The organism is Brevundimonas sp. (assembly GCF_027484365.1).
Taxonomy (GTDB): domain Bacteria; phylum Pseudomonadota; class Alphaproteobacteria; order Caulobacterales; family Caulobacteraceae; genus Brevundimonas.
This window is the reverse complement of sequence record NZ_JAIXTC010000014.1, coordinates 25,185-44,088: the sequence shown is the minus strand read 5'-3', so window position 1 is coordinate 44,088 and position 18,904 is coordinate 25,185. Positions and strand designations below refer to the sequence as shown.

The 18,904-nt window shown below is 67.3% G+C and carries 22 protein-coding genes; 17 read left to right on the top strand and 5 right to left on the bottom strand.

The genetic code is table 11. From position 1 onward, the window contains the following. Nucleotides 1–11: 11 nt before the first annotated feature. Nucleotides 12–1,172 (bottom strand): IS30 family transposase, encoded by a 1,161-nt coding sequence (locus tag Q0044_RS05615; RefSeq protein WP_298160567.1) that lies wholly within the window; start codon nucleotides 1,170–1,172, stop codon nucleotides 12–14. 222 nt (nucleotides 1,173–1,394) lie between these two features. On the opposite strand from Q0044_RS05615, the gene Q0044_RS05610 reads away from it, so the two are divergent. Beyond that, nucleotides 1,395–2,018 (top strand): IPTL-CTERM sorting domain-containing protein, encoded by a 624-nt coding sequence (locus tag Q0044_RS05610; protein ID WP_298160565.1) that lies wholly within the window; start codon nucleotides 1,395–1,397, stop codon nucleotides 2,016–2,018. Between the two features lie 153 nt (nucleotides 2,019–2,171). On the opposite strand, the gene Q0044_RS05605 is transcribed toward Q0044_RS05610, so the two are convergent. After that, on the bottom strand, nucleotides 2,172–2,714 hold the full coding sequence (locus tag Q0044_RS05605; protein WP_298160564.1) for a hypothetical protein: 543 nt from the start codon (nucleotides 2,712–2,714) through the stop codon (nucleotides 2,172–2,174). A 138-nt stretch (nucleotides 2,715–2,852) separates the two neighbouring features. Between Q0044_RS05605 and Q0044_RS05600 the strand changes: the two genes are divergently transcribed. From Q0044_RS05600 to Q0044_RS05565, 8 genes are all read left to right on the top strand, one after another. Further along, entirely contained in the window at nucleotides 2,853–4,079 is a 1,227-nt protein-coding gene (locus Q0044_RS05600; protein ID WP_298160562.1) for a phage major capsid protein, read from the top strand. A 214-nt stretch (nucleotides 4,080–4,293) separates the two neighbouring features. Then, nucleotides 4,294–4,560: a head-tail connector protein gene (locus tag Q0044_RS05595; protein WP_298160560.1), complete on the top strand. Its 267-nt coding sequence runs from the start codon at nucleotides 4,294–4,296 to the stop codon at nucleotides 4,558–4,560. Further along, nucleotides 4,557–4,859, top strand: a complete 303-nt coding sequence (locus Q0044_RS05590) for a phage head completion protein (RefSeq protein ID WP_298160557.1) — start codon at nucleotides 4,557–4,559, stop codon at nucleotides 4,857–4,859. Before Q0044_RS05595 ends, Q0044_RS05590 begins: the two co-directional genes overlap by 4 nt. Next, nucleotides 4,856–5,263, top strand: coding sequence for a DUF3168 domain-containing protein (gp17, locus tag Q0044_RS05585; protein WP_298160555.1), 408 nt, complete (start codon nucleotides 4,856–4,858; stop codon nucleotides 5,261–5,263). Before Q0044_RS05590 ends, gp17 begins: the two co-directional genes overlap by 4 nt. A gap of 11 nt (nucleotides 5,264–5,274) precedes the next feature. Continuing rightward, nucleotides 5,275–5,685, top strand: a complete 411-nt coding sequence (locus Q0044_RS05580) for a phage major tail protein, TP901-1 family (protein WP_298160553.1) — start codon at nucleotides 5,275–5,277, stop codon at nucleotides 5,683–5,685. Then, entirely contained in the window at nucleotides 5,682–5,981 is a 300-nt protein-coding gene (locus Q0044_RS05575; protein WP_298160551.1) for a GTA-gp10 family protein, read from the top strand. The genes Q0044_RS05580 and Q0044_RS05575 overlap by 4 nt, the downstream gene beginning before the upstream one ends. A 19-nt stretch (nucleotides 5,982–6,000) precedes the next feature. Continuing rightward, nucleotides 6,001–6,165: a phage tail assembly chaperone gene (locus Q0044_RS05570; RefSeq protein ID WP_298160572.1), complete on the top strand. Its 165-nt coding sequence runs from the start codon at nucleotides 6,001–6,003 to the stop codon at nucleotides 6,163–6,165. After that, nucleotides 6,162–6,695, top strand: a complete 534-nt coding sequence (locus tag Q0044_RS05565) for a phage tail tape measure protein (protein WP_298160549.1) — start codon at nucleotides 6,162–6,164, stop codon at nucleotides 6,693–6,695. Before Q0044_RS05570 ends, Q0044_RS05565 begins: the two co-directional genes overlap by 4 nt. Nucleotides 6,696–6,743: 48 nt before the next feature. On the opposite strand, the gene Q0044_RS05560 is transcribed toward Q0044_RS05565, so the two are convergent. Then, complete coding sequence (locus tag Q0044_RS05560; protein WP_298160547.1) at nucleotides 6,744–7,430, bottom strand: DUF805 domain-containing protein; 687 nt, start codon at nucleotides 7,428–7,430, stop codon at nucleotides 6,744–6,746. A 97-nt stretch (nucleotides 7,431–7,527) separates the two neighbouring features. Here Q0044_RS05560 and Q0044_RS05555 point away from each other — a divergent pair, with 97 nt between their 5' ends. From Q0044_RS05555 to Q0044_RS05520, 8 genes are all read left to right on the top strand, one after another. Further along, entirely contained in the window at nucleotides 7,528–8,145 is a 618-nt protein-coding gene (locus Q0044_RS05555) for a DUF2460 domain-containing protein (RefSeq protein WP_298160546.1), read from the top strand. 1 nt (nucleotide 8,146) lies between these two features. Beyond that, entirely contained in the window at nucleotides 8,147–8,791 is a 645-nt protein-coding gene (locus Q0044_RS05550) for a phage/gene transfer agent baseplate hub protein (protein WP_298160544.1), read from the top strand. Next, nucleotides 8,788–9,246 (top strand): NlpC/P60 family protein, encoded by a 459-nt coding sequence (locus Q0044_RS05545; RefSeq protein WP_298160542.1) that lies wholly within the window; start codon nucleotides 8,788–8,790, stop codon nucleotides 9,244–9,246. Before Q0044_RS05550 ends, Q0044_RS05545 begins: the two co-directional genes overlap by 4 nt. Further along, nucleotides 9,234–12,977, top strand: coding sequence for a baseplate multidomain protein megatron (locus Q0044_RS05540; protein WP_298160540.1), 3,744 nt, complete (start codon nucleotides 9,234–9,236; stop codon nucleotides 12,975–12,977). Before Q0044_RS05545 ends, Q0044_RS05540 begins: the two co-directional genes overlap by 13 nt. 100 nt (nucleotides 12,978–13,077) lie before the next feature. Next, entirely contained in the window at nucleotides 13,078–13,992 is a 915-nt protein-coding gene (locus tag Q0044_RS05535) for a DnaJ C-terminal domain-containing protein (protein ID WP_298160539.1), read from the top strand. Beyond that, nucleotides 13,992–15,155 (top strand): phosphoserine transaminase, encoded by a 1,164-nt coding sequence (locus tag Q0044_RS05530; RefSeq protein ID WP_298160537.1) that lies wholly within the window; start codon nucleotides 13,992–13,994, stop codon nucleotides 15,153–15,155. Before Q0044_RS05535 ends, Q0044_RS05530 begins: the two co-directional genes overlap by 1 nt. Nucleotides 15,156–15,228: 73 nt before the next feature. Then, the gene (locus Q0044_RS05525; protein WP_298160535.1) at nucleotides 15,229–16,524 is read left to right on the top strand and encodes an adenylosuccinate synthase; all 1,296 of its coding nucleotides are present in this window, start codon (nucleotides 15,229–15,231) and stop codon (nucleotides 16,522–16,524) included. A 75-nt stretch (nucleotides 16,525–16,599) separates the two neighbouring features. Next, a complete protein-coding gene (locus Q0044_RS05520; protein WP_298160534.1) occupies nucleotides 16,600–17,409 on the top strand; it encodes a response regulator in 810 nt (269 codons plus the stop codon). Nucleotides 17,410–17,483: 74 nt separating this feature from the next. Here the strand turns inward: Q0044_RS05520 and rpoH are convergent, their stop codons facing one another. Together rpoH and Q0044_RS05510 are read right to left on the bottom strand one after the other, a co-directional pair. Continuing rightward, nucleotides 17,484–18,371, bottom strand: a complete 888-nt coding sequence (gene rpoH / locus Q0044_RS05515) for an RNA polymerase sigma factor RpoH (protein WP_298160532.1) — start codon at nucleotides 18,369–18,371, stop codon at nucleotides 17,484–17,486. Between the two features lie 224 nt (nucleotides 18,372–18,595). Next, nucleotides 18,596–18,901, bottom strand: coding sequence for a GNAT family N-acetyltransferase (locus Q0044_RS05510; protein ID WP_298160531.1), 306 nt, complete (start codon nucleotides 18,899–18,901; stop codon nucleotides 18,596–18,598). Between the last annotated feature and the right edge of the window lie 3 nt (nucleotides 18,902–18,904).

Sequence of the window (18,904 nt, the reverse complement as noted above, 5' to 3'; positions counted from 1 at the left end):
GGGTGGTGGGCTCAACTGATCGCTGCAACACACTCGGCGAAGGTCTCCGCTGGTGTCCGATAGAGCAAGGTCTTTCTGGGTCGTTCGTTGAGCTGCCGGGCGATGGAGCTGAGCTGGGCCTGGCTGTGCAGGGACAGGTCGGTCCCGTGGGGCAGGTACTGGCGCAGCAGCCGGTTGGTGTTCTCGTTCGAGCCTCGTTGCCATGGTGACCGGGGATCACAGAAGTAGACCTCGACGTCGGAAGCCATCGCCAGCCGCTTGTGGCCAGAGAGCTCCGGTCCCCGGTCCCAGGTCAGGGATTGATAAAGTTCGCCGGGGAGTTTCTTCGACTGCTTGATCAGGGCTGTGACGACGCTTTCGGTGTCTTTATTGGCGACCTTGACCAGCATCACGTAGCGGGAGTGGCGCTCGACCAGGGTGGCGACGTAGCTGTTGCGAGAGCCGCCGATCAGGTCGCCTTCCCAGTGACCAGGCATGGCGCGGTCCTCGACGCAGGCGGGTCTCTCGCTGATGGAGACGGCGTCCTTGATCTGGCCAAGGCCTTGACGCTTCAGGCTCGCATGCCGGGAACGCCGGATGGTCCGCCGGGCCCTGAGGTGGTCCAGCAGTTCCTTCTTCAGCACCCCTCGGGTCTGGATGAAAAGGCTGCGATAGATGGTTTCGTGCGACACCTGATTGTGCGGCTCCCCAGGCCAGGTGCGCTTGAGCCAGCCGGCGATCTGCTCGGGCGACCAGTTCCGCCGCAGCTTGGTCGATACTGTCCGGGCCAGGGCGGGTCGGCAAGCCAGCTTGCAGCGTTTGGGGCGCCGCGCCCGGTCCCACGCCGCCTGATCAGACCGTGTGGCCCGATACCGCTCAGGCCCGCCGTTGCGGTGGACCTCACGGCTGATCGTGGACGGCGACCGGCCCAGCGAGCGGGCGATCCAGCGCAGCGAGCGACGTGTGCTGAGACCTCGCGATATCTCCTCGCGCTCGCCCAGACTGAGCGCCCGATCCGCCCGCTTGCGGTCCGGCGGCCGGATGCCGCCCGTCGGCGAAAGGACCGAGAACACCGACGAGGACTCCCGATCGAACCGTCGTCCAATCGAACTCATAGACTCGCCGGCCTTCCAGCGATCCCAGATTTCAGCCCGCTGAGCCGCCGAATAGTAGATCCGCCGCCGCTGCTTCATCGCCCACGCTCCATCTCCGAAGAAAAGCTAGCGTGTTGCGTTCACCGGTTGAGCCCGCCACCCATTGGGGACATTGACCGGGTCCGTTCCCCGGGGGGGCAGGAGGCCCCGGTTGTGTGCCCGATGCAGCCATCGACTTGACGCGCGGCTTCCCGGGTCGATAAGCCTGAGCGACTTTCCACATTGGTGCGGACGGTATCGGGGGAAGCTATGCCTAAAGTTATGCGCGCGCTCGCAGGTGTCTGTGCCGCCATTTTTGCGATTGTCGCGGCTCCGTCCGCCTTCGCGCAGAACGTTGTGACCAATGGCGGTTTCGAGGGATCGAACGCATCCTGGACGACGACAGGGTGGGGAAACGGGGTGCCGCAGCGCTCCGGCGCCACTGCCGCGGGCACTGGCTGTGTCGGCGCCACCTGCCTTAACGTGGGCGACCCGGGCGGCCAGATCTATCAGGACGTCGTCACGACACCGGGCACGACTTACACCCTGACCTTCTGGTATCGGATGTCCACTGCCATTGACACACCGGTCGAGTTGCAGGCCCTGCTGTCGAACGGCGTTCCGACCGGCGGCGGTGCCGGAACCTGCACCGGGAGTTGTGTTTTCCAGACCCAGACATCGGTCGGTGCCTACACCCAGGCGACAGCGACCTACGTCGCCACCTCGGCCTCGACGCGCATCACCTTCCTCGGCCGTAACGACCCTGCGGTCGTGTTCATTGATGATGTCAGCTTTGCACCAGCGGCCCCCGTGCCGACGCTTTCGGAATGGGCCATGATCCTGCTGGGCCTGATGCTGGCTGGCGGGGCGGCGTTCTACCTTCAACGTCGTCAGATGATGGCCTGATCCAGCCCATCGTCCGATTGAGGAACGGCCCCGCTGGCGACGGCGGGGCCGTTTTCATGTCCGCTTCCCACACCTCTCAGACATTCCGAAGATCCGCTGTCCGCACTCTGCGGTGACGTTCCGGATGTTGCCCGGCGCGCGGTTTCGGCCGCTCTAGCGCCGACCCATGCAGTCGATCCAGGTCAGGGCGCGGGTGACGCCGCCGAGGGCGAACCAGGCCTCGGCGGGGCCGGTCTCGGACTGGTAGGACCAGCGCATGCCGTTGGAGCGGCGGGCGCCCGAGACGATGGCTGAGACGGTCGCCGCGTCGGTGATCTCGAATGCGTTGGCGCTGTCCCCGACCGGCACCTTGCCGGTCAGGTCGATGGGGCGGCGGCCGAAGGAGACCGACATGGGCTGGCCGTCGCCGGCGTTCATTGGGACGACGGCGACCAGTTCGACCACATAGTCCGCGCCCGGCGAGGGACGGGCGATGCGCAGCTGCTGGGCATAGGCGGTCTGATCGTCGGGAGGCGTGAGGGCCAGGACGACCGAGCAGTAGCCGTCGGGGCGGCAGGCGCCGAGCGCGTTCTGGAAATAGGCGCGGGTCTCGTCGAACCGGGTGTGGGTCGTGGCGCCGCAGCGCTGGGCCGCGGACGCCGCGCCGGCCGAGGCGACGAGCGCGGTCGCGAGGATCGCGGAACGGATCAGAGACATCGGGGCGGGCCTTCCTGGAAGCTTTGCCTTCGGGCGAAGCCGACCATGAGGGCCGGGCCCTGTCAATCGAACGGGGCCTGACGGTTCCGGTCGCGGTTCCGGTCGGGTGAGCCGCCGGATTTTTCAAGCGGAGACACGATGAAAGAGACCAAACAGGCTTCCGCCTCGCCGGAAGCGCGCGCCGCCATGCACGAAATGATGGCGGCGTTCGAGGCTTTCAAAGGGGCGAACGATGCCCGGCTGACCGAGATCGAGAAGAAGGCCTCGGCCGACGCCCTGCTGGAGGAGAAGGTTGCGCGGATCGACCAGGCGGTGGGCGCAGCCCAGGCCCGTCTGGATCGGGCGCTGTCGGAGGCTCGTCGTCCGGCGATCGGGGGCGAGCCGGCGGTGGTCGTTTCGGCCCCCGAGGCCAAGGCGGCCTTCGAGGGCTATGTGAGGACCGGCCGCGAACTGGGGCTTGAGATCAAGGCCGGGCTGTCGTCGGCGTCGAACTCGGGCGGCTATGTCGTGCCGCCGGAGACGGAGCGGGCCATCGAGCGGCGCCTGATGGCGACCAGTCCGATGCGCGAGATCGCCACGGTGCGGACGGTGGCGTCGGGGGTGTTCCGCAAACCCGTGTCGACGGCGGGCATCGCCTCGGGCTGGGTGGCGGAGACGGCGGCGCGGCCGGAGACGGACCCGGCGACCCTGGCCCTGCTGGAGTTCCCGGCGGCCGATCTCTACGCCAATCCGGCGGCGACGCAGAGCCTGCTGGACGATGCCCTGGTCGACCTGGACGAATGGCTGGCCTCGGAGGTCGAGGACGCCTTCGCGGCGCAGGAGACGACGGCGTTCGTCACCGGCGACGGGACGAACAAGCCCAGGGGCTTCCTCGGATACTCGATTGTGGCCGATGCGTCCCACGCCTGGGGCGACATCGGCTATGTCGCGTCAGGCGCGGCGGGCGCCTTCGCGGCCTCCAGTCCAACGGACAGGCTGATCGACCTGATCTATGCGCCCAAGGCCCAGTTCCGGCCGAACGGCCGGTTCGTGATGAACCGCAAGACGGTGTCCGCCGTGCGCAAGTTCAAGGATGCGGACGGGAACTATATCTGGGCGCCGGCGACGCGGCCGGGCGAGACGGCGTCGCTTCTGGGCTATCCCGTGACCGAGATCGAGACGATGCCTGACATAGCGGCGAACAGCCACGCCATCGCCTTCGGCGACTTCCAGCGGGGCTATCTGATCGTGGATCGCGCCGGTGTGCGGGTGCTGAGGGACCCGTACTCGGCCAAGCCCTATGTGCTGTTCTACACGACCAAGCGCGTCGGCGGCGGGGTGCAGAATTTCGACGCCATCAAGGTGATGAAGTTCGCGGCGAGCTGACGTGATTACTCCCTCTCCCCTTGCGGGAGAGGGAGGCCGCGCACGGTCGCGGCAGCGGCCGTTCTGGCGCGGGCGGGTGAGGGGTGACACCCGCGCTCAACCGAGCCGGCGGCGAGACCCCTCACCCTTTCGCGCAAAGCCACTCGCGATGCTCGCGGGCGCTCAAGCCCTCTCCCGCAAGGGGAGAGGGGCAATCTGACATTGGAGGTTTCCCATGACCGCACCCGTGAGCCTCACGGAGGCGAAATTGTTCCTGCGCGTCGAGCACGAGGCCGAGGACGGGCTGATCCAGACATTGATCGATGCGGCCCGGGCGCGGGTCGAGGGTGAGGTGGGGCTGGAACTCACGTCGGAGTCGGCAGCGCCGCTGAGGCTGGCGATCCTGATGCTGGCCTTGCGAGCCTACGAGCGCGGCGAGGTCGAGATGACGATCCGGCCGGTGGAAGCCTGGATCGCGCCATACCGGGTGGTCCGTCTGTGAGGGTCCTGGCGGAACTGCTCGAGCCTGTGGAGGCGGAGACGCCCTATGGCGGACGGGCTGTCAGCTACGAGGCGCTGGGATCGGTCTGGCTGAGGCTGGACGGGCGACGACGACTTGAGCGGACTGAAGCCGGGGTGACCTCGACGGTGGAAACGGCGGCAGCGGAGAGCCGCGCCGATCCGCGCCTGGTCGAAGGTCGCGTAATCCGGTTCGGCGGGGCCGACTGGACGATTGCGGCCATCGACGGTGATCCGGATCGACCCGGCCGCGCGACCCTGAACATCGAGAGGACGCGATGAGTGATCACGAGAATGCGCTGCAGAAGGCTCTGATCGCGCATCTGCGGGCGGACGCGCCGTTGCGGACGCTGCTGGGCGATCCGGCGCGGATCTGGGACGCGGCGCCGAGGGGGGCGGGGTATCCGCACCTGCTGATCGGGCGCTGCGAGAGCCGGCCGGTCGAGGCGGAGGGGTGCGGGGTGGAGCATGTGCTGACCCTGCGCTGCGCATCCCGGTTCGAGGGGACAGAGGAGGCCAAGGCAATCTGCGCGGCCGTGCGGGCGGCGGTGCATGAAGCGCCGTTGGTAGCGGATGGGGTCCGCGCTGTTTCGATCCGCACGACCTTCGCTGACGTGTTCCGCTCCAGCGACCACCGGCGGGTCTGGGGCGTGGTGCGCGTCCGGGCTGTCACCGAAGATATCTGAGGAGAACGACCATGGCCGCACAGCGCGGAAAAGACATCCTGCTCAAGATCGAGAGCGCGCCGGGCGTATTCACGACAGTCGCAGGGCTGAGGGCCCGGACGATTTCGCTCAATGCGAAGACCGTGGATGCGACGGACGCCGACAGTGCCGGACGGTGGCGCGAGCTGCTGGCCGGAGCCGGGGTAAAGTCGGCGGCGGTGTCGGGGCAGGGGATCTTTCGCGATGCGGCGTCAGACGCCCTGATCCGCGAAGCCTTCTTTGACCAGGGTTTGAAGACCTGGCGGCTCGTCGTGCCGGACTTCGGCGTGCTGGAGGGACCGTTCCTGGTCTCGGCTCTGGAGTACGCGGGCGATCACGAAGGCGAGGCGACGTTTGCGATCAGCCTGGCCAGCGCCGGCGCCGTGGTGTTCGCGGCCGCATGAGCGGGGCGAACGGAGCCCGGGGCGAGGCTGTGGCCGTGTTGGCGGGGGGCGAGCGAAGGCTGTGTCTGACGCTGGGCGCATTGGCGGAGATCGAGACGGCGCTGGGCGTGTCCGGCGTCGCGGGTCTGACGGAGCGCATGGGGTCGCTGTCGGCGCGGGACCTGATGGCGGTGCTTGCGGCGCTGTTGCGAGGCGGAGGCGAAGAGGCGCTGGCGGGCGAGCTGGTCCGGGCGGCGATCGATCCGGTCGAAGCGGCCGAGGCTGTGGTGCTGGCATTCGTTGCTGCGCGTGGCTGAGGCGACGCCCTGGGCGGCGATGCTGCGGATTGGCGCGGCTCTGGGCGTGCAACCCGAAGCGTTCTGGCGGCTGTCATTGGCGGAGTGGCGAATGCTGACGGAAACGACGACCGCCGCCGCACCGATGGGACGGTGTGAGTTCGAACGGCTGATGGCGGCCTGGCCGGATGGAGACGGGACATGAGCGACGATGATCGCTCGGATGCGCTGGACGGCGTGCCGGCGCGGGCGGCGGAGGCTGCGGCGGCGCTGGAGGCCCTGAGGGAGCCGGCGGAACGGACCGCAAGCGCGATCGAGGAGGCGTTCGGGCGTGCCGGAGCCAGCCTCACGCGATCGCTGGCGCGGGCGGCAGCGGATGGGGAGGTCAGCCTGGCCGAGCTGGCCCGCGCGGTCCTGGGCGCCGTGGGGGCCGGGCTGGGAGAATCGGGCGGTGGTCTGGGAGCGGCGATCGCGCAGGTGGTGGCGGGCGCTGTCGGGTTCGGCGGGGCGAGGGCGGACGGCGGGCCGGTTCTGGGCGGCGGGGCCTATCTGGTCGGGGAACGCGGGCCGGAGGTGTTCCGGCCGCAGGGGGCGGGAGGGATCGAGACGGGCGGATACGGCGGGGTGACGGTGAACGTCACGGTCGATGGCGGAGCGCCGGCGCTGCTGAGGTCGGAGGCACAGATCGCCCAGATGTTGGCCAGGGCCGCCGCGCTGGGGGCACGACGGCTCTAGACGTTAACTTTGCGGGCTATTGTGCGGTCGCGCTACTTGAGCCCGGGGCTACTCGCCCTTGGGATTGGGGCCGAAGCGATTGTCACCGCGCTGGCTGTCGCTGATGCCAATCCAGAGCAGGAAGATCAGGCCGACCAGACCCATGATCGCGCCGATTCCGAGCATCGGCAGGAAGGTCGCGACGATGACCTCCGGGTCTTCATTCTCGATCGCTTGCCAGTTGAGGAAGACGGACACGCCGACGGTCATGATCATGGCGATGATGCCGACGATGGTGGTGACAACAGGAATGAGAACCAGCCAGCCTGTCCTGCCCATGTCGTGAAGCCGCGTGACCTGGATCGCCGTGTTCGGCCAGATCAGGGCGAGGCCGAGCAGGGGGCCGAGGAACGGGACCAGATTCACGACGAAGCCGGCGACGAGCAGGCAGGCCCAGGCGATCCAGAAATGCGACCTCCGGGTCCGACCCATGAACGAGAGGAAGACGGTCTGGAAGTCAAAGCCGTCGACGGGCACGCCCGGCGTCGCCGATGGAGCGGCGGGAGCGGGCGCCGCAGCCAGGAGCATGACGTTCGTCGCCTCTCCGGCCACGGGGACGAAGTCGACGCGGAGGCCTGCGGTGATGGCGGCCGGCGGTGAAATCGCCTCGCGGCCGAAGGTGTAGCGGATGCCGTCATCGCCCGAGATGAGGCCTGCGCCCGAGGCGTCGTCGAAGCTGAGAATCTGACCGCGCATTGAACCGGGCTCCCCTGTCGGGCGGCCGACGGTGGCCGCGTTCGGCTGCGAGACTGGACGAGCGGTGGTCGCCCGACAAGTGAAACAGGAGACATGAATGGCCTTTCACGAGGTGCGCCTGCCCGCGCGGCTGGCGTTCGGATCGACAGGCGGGGTCGAGCGGCGGACCGACGTCGTGACCCTCGCGTCCGGCTTCGAGCGACGGTCGACCCCGTGGGCGATGGGCCGAAGACGTTACCTGATCGGGGCGAACCTGAGATCGCTGACAGACATGGCCGAGCTGACCGCCTTCTTCGAGGCCAGACGCGGCCGGCTCTACGGGTTCCGGTTTCGCGATTTCGCCGACTATGCGTCGTGCACCCCGGGCGAGACGCCTGCGGCGACCGACCAGGCGCTGGGGATAGGCAACGGGACACGGACGGCGTTCCCGTTGGTGAAGGCCTACGGCGACGTCGTGCGGCCGATCGCCAAACCCGTCGAGGGAACAGTCCGCGTCGAGGTCGGAGGCGTCGAGCTGGCGAGCGAAGCGTTTTCCGTCAACGCCGCGACCGGAATGGTGACCCTGGACGCGGCGGCTGGGGCGGGCATGCCGGTGACGGCGGGCTTTCTGTTCGACACGCCGGTGCGGTTCGACGCGGACCGGCTGGAGGTCACGCTGGAGAGTTTCGGCGCCGGGCGGATGGCGGCGGTTCCGCTGATCGAGCTGCGGGTCTGAGATGCGTGACATTCCTGAGGAGATGGCTGCCCGCATAGAGAGCGGGGCAGCGACGCTTTGTCATGTCTGGATCGTCGAGCGGGCTGACGCGACGCGGATGGGGTTCACCGATCACGATCGGGACCTCGACGTCGACGGAGTCCTCTGTCGCGCGGCGAGCGGCTGGTCGCAGGGGGCGGCGGAGACGGCCGAGGGACTGGCGGCCGGGACCCTGACGGTCGGGGGTGTGCTGGACGACGATCGGATCGTCGACGCTGATGTTGCGGCGGGCCTGTGGGACCGGGCGACGGTGGCGTTGTTGCGGGTGGATTGGGCGCGGCCGGACCTGAAGGTCTTGCTGGGTCGCGGGATCCTGAGCCGGATCCGGCGAGAGGGCGAAGGATTCACGGCGGAGGTTGAAGGGCCGCTGTCGGCGCTGGAGCGGGTTGTGGGCCGAACCTACGGGCGGTCCTGCGACGCGGTGCTGGGCGATGCACGCTGCGGCGTGAATCCGGACGGGCGGACCTGTGACAAGCGCTGGGAGACCTGCGTCGAGACCTTCGGGAACGGCGTCAACTTCCAGGGTTTCCCCGACATTCCGGGCGACGATTTCCTGACCGCCTATCCGGCCGCGGGCGGACAACATGACGGCAGGAGCCGGCGGTGAGCGACCGGGTGGCGGCTGCGCGCAAATGGCTGGGCACCCCCTATCGACATCAGGCCAGCCTGAACGGCGAAGGAGCGGACTGTCTCGGCCTCCTACGTGGTGTTTGGCGAGAGACGGTGGGCGTGGAGCCCGAAGCGATTCCCACATACCGGCCAGACTGGGCCGAGGTAGGCGGGGACGAGACCCTGCTGGAAGCGGCGCAGCGGTGGCTCATCCGGAAACCGGTCGCAGACATGCAGCCCGGGGACATCCTTCTGTTCCGAATGGCCGAGGGGGCGCCTGTCAAACACTGTGCGATCCTGAGCGACGTCGGCGGGCCAGAGCCGCGGATGATCCATGCCTATTGGGGGCGAGCGGTGGTCGAGAGCTGGATGGGGCCGTGGTGGATGCGACGGCTGACGGCCGTGTTCGCCTGGCCTGATGAGGCAAGTGGAGGCGACAGATGGCGCAGGTGATCCTGGGCGGTGTCGGCGGACTGATCGGCGGCGGAGCCGGGCGGGCTCTTGGCGGGGCGCTGGGCGGGGTGGTCGATCGGGGACTGATCGGCGCGTTGTCGCCAGCTCGTCAGCGGGGGCCCAGGCTGGAGACGCTGAGGATCCAGTCTACGGCCGAGGGGGCGCCCATGGCCTGCGTCTTCGGCCGGGCGCGTGTAACGGGACAGATGATCTGGGCCGCACGGTTCCTGGAGCGCCGCAACGAGAGCGGCGGCGGCAAGGGCGGGCCGAGGACGGTCGACTATGCCTATTCGCTGAGCTTCGCGGTGGCGATCAGCGAGGGACCGATCGACGGGATTGGACGGATCTGGGCGGACGGCAAGATTCTGGACCAGGCCGGCGTGGCCTTGCGGGTCTATCGCGGCTCGCAGGATCAGATGCCGGACCCGCTAATTGAAGCGGTTGAGGCGGCCCCGGGGACCGGATCTGCAGGTCGCATCGGTGGGGCGCCCGCCTACCGAGGTACGGCCTATGTGGTGTTCGAGGACTTGCCGCTCGGGTCGTTCGGAGACCGGGTTCCACAGCTGAGTTTCGAAGTGTTCCGTCGGCCGGGCGGCGAGACCCTGGAGGAAAAGCTGGAAGGCGTGTGCCTGATCCCCGGGGCCGGGGAGTTCGTGCTGGCGACCGGGCCGGTCATGAGGCGGGACGGGCTCACGCGGACAGTGCCGGAGAATGTGCACCTGGGTGACGGTCGGCCGGATCTGACCGCCTCGCTGGACCAGCTGCAGGCGCAGTGCCCGAACCTGAAGCGGGTCAGTCTCGTTGTCGGCTGGTTCGGCGACGACCTGAGAGCGTCGCATTGTCGGGTGAAGCCGGGAGTCGAACGGCGGGACAAGCTGACTGAGCCGCAGGAGTGGTCGGTCGCCGGTCTTGGGCGAGAGAATGCGCACCTGATCAGCGAGGTCGATGGATCGCCTGCCTATGGCGGGACGCCATCGGACGACAGTGTGCGACAGGCGGTGGCGGCGTTGAAGGCGCGGGGGTGGGCGGTGACCCTCTATCCCTTCGTGTTCATGGATCTGGCGGCCGACAACGCCTTGCCTGACCCCTATGGGGGCGTTCGGCAGCCGGCCTATCCGTGGCGAGGCCGGATTGTGGGCCGGGACGGCTCGGAGGCAACAGCGGATGTGGCGGCGATTTTCGGCGGAGACTGGGGGTTGCGTCGGCTGGCGTTGCACTATGCCGGACTGGCGGCCGAGACGGGGTGTGACGGTCTTTTGATCGGGTCGGAGATGCGGGGGCTGACCTGGACACGCGACGCGACCGGCGGATACCCGGCTGTGGCGCACTATCGCTCGCTGGCGGCAGACTGCCGGGCTGTCGCGGGGCCGGAAATGGCTCTGTCGTATGCAGCAGACTGGTCGGAGTATTCAGGACACAGGCCCGACGACGGGTCCGGCGATGTGATCTTTCATCTCGACCCGCTTTGGGCGGACGACGCGATCAGCTACGTCGGCATCGACTGGTATCCTCCGCTTGGTGACTGGCGTGACGGGGACGGCGGCATCGATGCAGGGATGTTCGGCGGGCCGGATGATCCTGACTATCTGGCTCGACAGGTCGCCGGCGGCGAAAGATTCGACTGGTACTACGCCGGCGATCCCGACCGGGCGGCGCAGACGAGGACGCCGATCCGCGACACCAGCCACGGCGAGGATTGGGTCTTCCGGGCCAAAGACCTCGTCGGCTGGTGGTCTAACCCGCACCATGACCGACCGGCCGGGGTGAGGCGTGCGACGCCGACGGCCTGGGTTCCAGGGATGAAGCCGATCCGGCTGACCGAGTTTGGTTGCGCAGCGGTTGACCGGGGCGGCAACGCGCCGAACCTGTTCCAGGATCCGAAGTCATCCGAGAGCTTTCTGCCGCCATTCTCTACGGGAGCACGGGACGACCGCTTGCAGCGAAGGGCCCTGGAGGCGGTGCTGACGCATTTTGAGTCGCCCACACACAACCCGATGTCTGCGACCTACGGCGGACCTATGCTGGAGGCGGCAGACGCCTGGTGCTGGGACGCACGGCCCTATCCGGCGTTTCCGGCGCGGGCCGATGTCTGGGCCGATGTCGGAGCCTGGTCGGCCGGGCACTGGCTGAACGGGCGCATGACCGGAGAATCGGGAACGCTTCTTGCCGCCATCCTCAGGCGTGGCGGGGTCGACGATTTCGAGATCGGACCGGCGTCCGGAGCCGTGTCCGGCTACGTGATCGACCGGCCGATGCGGACGCGGGACGCCCTGGAACCTCTGTTGCAAGCCTTCGACATGGCAGCCGCCGAGCGAGGCGGGCGAGTGTCCTTGATCGGAGTAGAGTCCGCGGGCGCAAGGCTGAAGCCGGAGAATCTGGCATTGACGGAAGAAAGCGCCGGCCCGGTGCGGACACGGTCGCTGGAAGCGCTTCCGGGTACGGCGCGGGTACGGTTCATCGATGAGGGCGCGGACTATCAGACCGGCGCGACGGTGGTTCGGGGGGATGGCGACGGCGGCGGAGTGGACGAAGCCCTGCCGGCCGTCTGCGATCCGGGATTGGCAAGGGCGTTGGCGCGACGGCTGCTGAGGGGTGAGGGCGAAGATCGGCTGACGCTCGCCGTCGGTCCCCTCGAAGCACTGCGGCTCGAGGCCGGCGACACGGTGGCGGTTGAGGGCGAACCCGGCGCCTGGCGGGTCGAGCGAATGACGCTGGACGAGATTCCGAAGGCGGTGCTGGCGCGACGCGATGGCGCGGTGGTCGGGACCGAGCCGGTCGGGTGGCGACCGGGATCAGGCACCGATGTCGCGGGCGCGCCGTTTGTGCGGGTCCTCGACCTGCCGCCACTGCCTGGCGCGGAAGCGGAAGATCGGCCGATCGCGATCGTGGCCTGTGAACCGTGGCGGCCGATGACCGTGCATGCCGGTCAGGATGCAGAAACCCTGACGATGAGGGGAACGGTCGCGGCGCCGGCGACGGTCGGACGGCTCACGCAGGCCCTGGTCCCCGGCGTCCTGCACCGTTGGGACGAGACGAACACGTTGGTGGTGAGGCTGGAAGGCGCACCTCCGGCCAGTTTGTCGGAAGGGGCTGTACTGGCAGGCAAAAATCTGGCGGTCGTAGAGACGGCGTCCGGGTGGGAGATCCTGCAGTATCGACACGCGAGCCTGTCGGCCGACGGCGTCTGGCGGCTGAGCGGGCTGTTGCGGGGGCAACAGGGAACAGAAGGCGAGATGTCGTCGGTGGCGACGGAGGGCAGTCTCGTCGTGCTGCTGGACCCCAGGGCGGGGCGCATCGAGACGGCGACCGGTGAACGGGGACTGGCGCGGATCGTGCGTGCCGGTCCGGCCGGGGATGCGCCGGGCGGGCCGAGGTTCGCGGAGACCACTTTCATGATGAGGGGGCTGCACGCGCGGCCGTGGAGCCCGGTCCTGACGATCGTGCAGGAAGCCGGCGGACGGATGTTGCGATGGACGCCCAGGGTCAGGATCGGCGACGTCTGGGATCTGGAGCCTGTGGAGGTCGATCCGCGTCGGTTCAGGGTGCGGGTTCTTGACGGTGCTCTGGAACGGAGGGTGATTGAGGCAGACGCGACATCGGTGTTCTATGGCGACGATGATCTGGCTGCGGACTTTCCGGACGGCGTCGGGCCGGATGCGTTGATCGCCGTATCCCAGTACGGCCTCGGCTTCGGGTGGGGCGTGGAGGCGCAAGTGCCACTGATCGCCTGAAAAACGTTGCACCGCACTCCGCATGCCTTAACTGACGAAGCGAAGGTCGGTCGCGACGCGCGAGCCGGATTCAACCAAGCGTGACGGAGCGGCGAACGGCGTGGCGGGTGATCCCTACAAGGAACTGGGAGTGTCCAGGGGGGCGAGCGCCGCCGATATCAAGGCCGCGTTCCGCAAGCTGGCCAAGGAGTTGCACCCGGACAAGAACCGAGGCGACACCGCGACCGAGGAACGTTTCAAGCGTGTTTCGGCGGCGTTCGACCTTCTGAGCGACCCGGACAAGAAGTCGAAATACGATTCGGGTCAGATCGATGCCGACGGGCAGCCGCAATATCGCGGGTTCGGCGGACAGACCGGCGCAACAGGTGCGGGCGCCGGTGGGTTCGGTTTCAATCCTGCGGGCGGTCCCGGCGGTCGCGCAGCATTCGAGGATCTGGATCTCGACGACATCTTCGGTCGGTTCGGCGGAGGAGGGCGAGGTCGGGCCGCGGGCTTCGGTCGCGGACAGGACGTCCGGGCCACCCTGGAGATCAGCCTGGAGGACTCCATCGGCGGGGCCACGCGGCGAATCCAGTTTTCGGACGGTCGTACCCTCGATGTGACCATCCCGAAGGGCGCGACCAACGGCCAGACCATCCGGTTGCGTGGACAGGGAACGCCGGGACGGACCGAGCCGGGCGATGCCTTGATCGAACTCCGCATCGCGCCCCATCCGGTGTTCAAGGTCGATGGCGCTGACCTGATCATGGATCTGGCGATCTCGGCGCCCGACGCGATCCTGGGCGGCAAGGTCGAATGCCCGACGCCGGATGGAACCGTCTCGGTGACGGTGCCCAAGGGATCGAATTCCGGACAGATCCTGAGGCTGAAGGGGCGTGGCGCCTTTGCTGGTGGGACGCGTGGCGACCTGAAGGCGCGACTTATCGTGACCTTGCCCGAGGTTATCGATCCGATCCTTCAGAGGGTCGCCGAGGATTGGCGCGCCAACCGTCCCTACAAGCCGGGGCGGGTCTGATGATCTCCAAGCCAGATGTGAAGCCGGAGCGACCCTGGTTCTCGGCGGGGCCGACAGCCAAGAGGCCGGGCTGGTCGTCGCAGACCTTGCCCCATGATCTGCTGGGGCGGGGCATCCGTGCGCCGGAGGTTGTCGAGCGGTTTGCCTATGGTCTGCGACTGACGAAGGACGTGCTTGAGATCCCCGAGCACTGGGTGCTGGCCTATCTTCCGGGTTCCGATACCGGGGCGGTCGAAGCGGCCATGTGGAACATGCTGGGGCAGCGGCCCGTGCAGGTCATGGCGTTCGAGAATTTCGGCAAACAATGGGCGGTAGACGCCAAGGATCACCTGAAACTCGACGATCTGGAAATCATCGAGGCGCCCTGGGGCCAGTTTCCCGACGTCACGAAAGTGGATCCTGCGAAGGATCTGGTGTTCCCGTGGAACGGTACCACCTCGGGCGTGAAGACGCCGGGCGTGGACTGGATCGCCGACGACCGGGAAGGGCTCGTGATCTGCGACGCCACCTCGGCCGCCTTCGCCATGCCCATGGATTTCTCCAAGCTCGATGTCGTGACCTTCTCTTTTCAGAAGGCGTTGGGCGGCGAAGCGGGAATCGGCGTGGCGGTGCTGTCGCCGCGCGCCGTGGCCCGACTGGACACCTACGAGCCGCCACGCCCGGTGCCCAAGGTATTGCGCCTGCGTGACGCCAAGGGGTTCGACCGGGGCCTGGCCACCGGCACCATGATCAACACCTTCTCGCTGTGGACGCTGGAGGACTGGATCGACGCGCTGGAGTGGGCGGAAGGGGCGGGAGGACTGGCGGAGCTGATCCGGAGGACGGATGCGAATGCCGCGGCGCTGGGCGACTGGGTCGGCCGGACAGGCTGGGTCGAGTATCTCGCCGAGGACGCAGCGATCCGATCCACCACCTCGGTATGCCTGAAGATCGTCGATCCGCGCGTCACGGCGCTGGACGGTGCCAAACGTCAGGCCTTCGTCAAGCGGATGAAGTCGCTGCTGGAGGCCGAAGGGGCCGCCTTTGACGTCGAGAGCCACCGCAACGCGCCGGCGGGCTTGCGGATCTGGTGCGGCTGCACGGTAGAGACCGATGATATCGTCGCCGCTACGCCATGGCTGGACTGGGCGTTCGAAACGGCCGCAGGCGAACTCCAGAGTTAAATCGTCCCTGCCGGGACGACATCCGGCGATTCCCCCGCTATAGGCTGCGCCCGCATCTGGCGGAGACGAAACCTTGGCGAATGTAGCGGTGGTCGGAGCCCAATGGGGCGACGAGGGCAAGGGCAAGATCGTCGACTGGCTGTCGAACCGTGCCGACATCATCGTGCGGTTCCAGGGCGGTCACAATGCCGGCCACACCCTTGTCGTGGACGGCAAGGTCTACAAGCTGGCCCTGCTGCCCAGCGGCGTGGTGCAGGGCAAGCCGTCGATCATCGGCAACGGGGTCGTTGTCGATCCCTGGCATCTGGTCAGCGAGATCGCCAAGATTGAGGCTCAGGGCGTCACGATCAATCCCTCGATCCTGACCATCGCTGACAACGCCTGTCTGATCCTGCCCATCCACCCCGCGCTGGACGTGGCGCGAGAGGCAGCTGCGAGCGCGCCGGGGGCCAAGATCGGCACCACGGGAAGGGGTATCGGGCCAGCATACGAAGACAAGGTCGGGCGTCGCGCCATCCGGGTCTGCGATCTGGCCAATGAGGACGATCTGAAGGTCAAGATCGAAAGGCTGCGCTCGCACCACGATCCGCTGCGCGCGGGTCTGGGGCTGGAGCCCATCGACCCCGAGGCGCTTCTGGCCCAGTTGCTGGAGATTGCACCGAAGATCCTGCCCTATGTGAAGCCGGCGTGGCGGGTTCTGGACCAGGCCCAGAAGGCTGGCAAACGGGTGCTGTTCGAGGGCGCCCAGGGCGCATTCCTCGATGTCGATCACGGCACCTACCCCTATGTGACCTCGTCCAACACTGTCGCCGGACAGGCGGCCGCGGGTTCCGGCCTCGGCCCGCGCGGTGTCGGCTATGTGCTGGGGATCGTGAAGGCCTACACGACGCGGGTGGGCGAGGGGCCCTTCGCCTGCGAACTGAACGACGCTGTCGGTGAGCATCTGGCGACTGTCGGGCGGGAGGTGGGTGTGAACACCGGCCGTGCCCGGCGCTGTGGCTGGTTCGATGCCGTGCTGGTGCGACAGTCGGTGGCGATCAACGGGATTGATGGCATCGCCCTGACCAAGCTGGATGTGCTGGACGGTCTCGAAACGCTGAAGATCTGCGTCGGCTACAAGGTCGGCGACGAGGTGCTGGATTATCTGCCGTCCAGCCTCAAGGACCAGGCGGCGGCCGAACCGGTATTCGAGGAATTGCCGGGCTGGACCGAGAGCACCAGCGGCGTCCGAAGTTTCAAGGATATCAACGCCAACGCCATCAAATACGTGCGGCGGATCGAGGAGTTGATCGGCGCGCCGGTTGCCCTGTTGTCGACCAGCCCCGAGCGGGACGACACGATCCTGATGCGAGACCCGTTCCAGGGCTGAGAAATTCCGGTTTCGTTCAACGCGACCTTAACCGGCGGCGGTTAGACATAAGGCTGATCTCCCTGGAGTTGCCCAGTGTTCGCAGCCGACGCCAAGACCCTGAACCGCATCGAACCGGTTGTTCGACGGGTCCTGATCGCTGATCCGAACCTGGCGTCGGCGCGACTGCTGCTGGACATCATGAAGAGTCTCGGTGCGCGCGAAGTCGTGACCGAGTCGGATGAACACCGTGTACTCGATCATGCGCGCGAGATGGAGCCGGGACTGATATTCACAGAGCGCTCCGGGCCCCGACTGGACGGTGAACGGCTGGCCAGGAGCATCCGTCGGTCGAACCTTTCGTGCCGCCGGGCCCCGATCATCATGATGACGGCCGACGCGACCGCCTCCTCGATCAAGGGTGCGCGCGATGCGGGCATTCACGAATTTCTCAGGAAGCCCTTCACCTCCGCGGACCTGTTCCGGCGGGTGGAGAATGTGGCGCTGAAGCCTCGCGACTGGATCGAGGCGGTCGGCTACGTCGGCCCGGACCGGCGCCGGTTCAACTCCGGAGAATATGCGGGACCGCAGAAGCGCAAGGCCGACAAGCCGGCGACGGCCGAGGCGGCGGCCCTGGCGGTCAAGGATCAGGCGTTGCGTATTCTGGCTGCCTCGCTGGCCCAGTTCGACAGTGATCCGATGCAGGCCGTCCGCGCGGTCAGTCAACAGGCGGCGACGCTGAAGGCCCTGGCGATGAAGACGTCCGACGCACGATTGGCGGTCGCCGCCGCCGGGCTGGAGGGGACGCTGACGGCCGGTGCGCCGACCCGGGCGGCTCTGACCGGACCTATCGGCGCAGTCCTGGCCCTGGCCGAACCGGGCACGGTGCTGGCGCGGGCCGGCTGATCCTGACACCCCAATAGACAACAGGCGCACGAGGCTCTCGTGCGCCTGTTTCTTTGTGTCGGCCGAGGGCCGCCTTACGCGTCGACTAGGTTCCGTTCCTCGGCGGCGGCGCGCATGGCCTTCTGCAGCTTCTCGAAGGCGCGCACCTCGATCTGGCGCACGCGCTCGCGCGACACGCCGTACTGGCTGGCGAGCTCTTCCAGGGTGACCGGATCGTCCTTCAGACGGCGTTCCGTCAGGATGTGCTTCTCGCGTTCCGTGAGTTCGCCCATGGCCTCCTCGAGCAGGCCCATGCGCAGGGATTTCTCCTCGGAATCGGCCAGCGCCGTTTCCTGGGACACGGCATTGTCGTCTGACAGCCAGTCCTGCCACTCGCTTTCACCGTCCACACGCAGCGGCGCGTTCAGCGAGGCGTCGCCGCCGAGACGGCGGTTCATGTTGGTCACTTCTTCCTCGGACACGCCCAGCTTGGTGGCGATGGCGGCGAGGTGCTCGGGGTGCAGGTCGCCCTCCTCGAAGGCCGAGATCTGGCTCTTGGCCTTGCGCAGGTTGAAGAACAGCTTCTTCTGCGCTGCCGTGGTGCCCATCTTCACAAGCGACCAGCTGCGCAGGATGTATTCCTGGATCGAGGCGCGGATCCACCACATGGCGTAGGTCGCCAGGCGGAAGCCCTTGTCGGGATCGAATTTCTTGACGGCCTGCATCAGGCCGACATTGCCTTCCGAGATCACCTCGCCGATCGGCAGGCCGTAGCCGCGATAGCCCATGGCGATCTTGGCCACGAGGCGAAGGTGGGACGTCACGAGGCGGTGCGCGCTCTCGGAGTCCTGATGCTCGGTCCACCGCTTGGCGAGCATGAACTCCTCGTCCTTGGTGAGCATCGGAAACTTGCGGATTTCCGTCAGATATCGCGACAGTCCCTGTTCAGGCGACATCACCGCGAGTGATTTCAGTGCAGCCATTTGGTCCCTCCGAACCTAGATAAGAGCAGGCTCAGCGCAGACGGCCACCGGATGTGCGCCGTCTCCTCACCCCTCAACCGGACAAGTAGCTACGGGTTGCCGTCTTTGTCAGAGGCGGATCGTCACACAGAAGCGTGACCGTGACCCTGGCGCCACTCGCGCCGATGAGGACGATGTATAGCGGAAGTCAGTCCTTTATCAAGACTTACTATTTGGCGGCATTCTCAGAGCCCAAGAATGTCGCGATACCGTGGGTGGACGACGTCAGCGTACTCAGGGTGTTTCTGCAGATAGGCCGAGAAGAACGGACAGACGGGCAGGATCAGCAGACCGCGGTCCCTCGCGTCCGCGAGGACGTGTTTGGCCAGGCGGCTGGCGATGCCCTGACCTTCGAGCGCCTGGGGCACCAGGGTCTCGGTGATCATCAGATTGGGTTCGGACAGATTGTAGGTGACGATCGCCACCTCATCGCCGACCGGCAACTCGTAGCGGTGCAGTTCGACGTTGTCGCGGATCTCGGCGTCGGTCATGGC

Coding starts and splice junctions, on each gene's coding strand:
- Q0044_RS05615 (WP_298160567.1), bottom strand. CDS start 1,172: ATGAAGCAGCGGCGGCGGATCTACTATTCGGCGGCTCAGCGGGCTGAA.
- Q0044_RS05610 (WP_298160565.1), top strand. CDS start 1,395: ATGCGCGCGCTCGCAGGTGTCTGTGCCGCCATTTTTGCGATTGTCGCG.
- Q0044_RS05605 (WP_298160564.1), bottom strand. CDS start 2,714: ATGTCTCTGATCCGTTCCGCGATCCTCGCGACCGCGCTCGTCGCCTCG.
- Q0044_RS05600 (WP_298160562.1), top strand. CDS start 2,853: ATGAAAGAGACCAAACAGGCTTCCGCCTCGCCGGAAGCGCGCGCCGCC.
- Q0044_RS05595 (WP_298160560.1), top strand. CDS start 4,294: ATGACCGCACCCGTGAGCCTCACGGAGGCGAAATTGTTCCTGCGCGTC.
- gp17 (WP_298160555.1), top strand. CDS start 4,856: ATGAGTGATCACGAGAATGCGCTGCAGAAGGCTCTGATCGCGCATCTG.
- Q0044_RS05580 (WP_298160553.1), top strand. CDS start 5,275: ATGGCCGCACAGCGCGGAAAAGACATCCTGCTCAAGATCGAGAGCGCG.
- Q0044_RS05575 (WP_298160551.1), top strand. CDS start 5,682: ATGAGCGGGGCGAACGGAGCCCGGGGCGAGGCTGTGGCCGTGTTGGCG.
- Q0044_RS05570 (WP_298160572.1), top strand. CDS start 6,001: ATGCTGCGGATTGGCGCGGCTCTGGGCGTGCAACCCGAAGCGTTCTGG.
- Q0044_RS05565 (WP_298160549.1), top strand. CDS start 6,162: ATGAGCGACGATGATCGCTCGGATGCGCTGGACGGCGTGCCGGCGCGG.
- Q0044_RS05560 (WP_298160547.1), bottom strand. CDS start 7,430: ATGCGCGGTCAGATTCTCAGCTTCGACGACGCCTCGGGCGCAGGCCTC.
- Q0044_RS05555 (WP_298160546.1), top strand. CDS start 7,528: ATGGCCTTTCACGAGGTGCGCCTGCCCGCGCGGCTGGCGTTCGGATCG.
- Q0044_RS05550 (WP_298160544.1), top strand. CDS start 8,147: ATGCGTGACATTCCTGAGGAGATGGCTGCCCGCATAGAGAGCGGGGCA.
- Q0044_RS05540 (WP_298160540.1), top strand. CDS start 9,234: ATGGCGCAGGTGATCCTGGGCGGTGTCGGCGGACTGATCGGCGGCGGA.
- Q0044_RS05530 (WP_298160537.1), top strand. CDS start 13,992: ATGATCTCCAAGCCAGATGTGAAGCCGGAGCGACCCTGGTTCTCGGCG.
- rpoH (WP_298160532.1), bottom strand. CDS start 18,371: ATGGCTGCACTGAAATCACTCGCGGTGATGTCGCCTGAACAGGGACTG.
- Q0044_RS05510 (WP_298160531.1), bottom strand. CDS start 18,901: ATGACCGACGCCGAGATCCGCGACAACGTCGAACTGCACCGCTACGAG.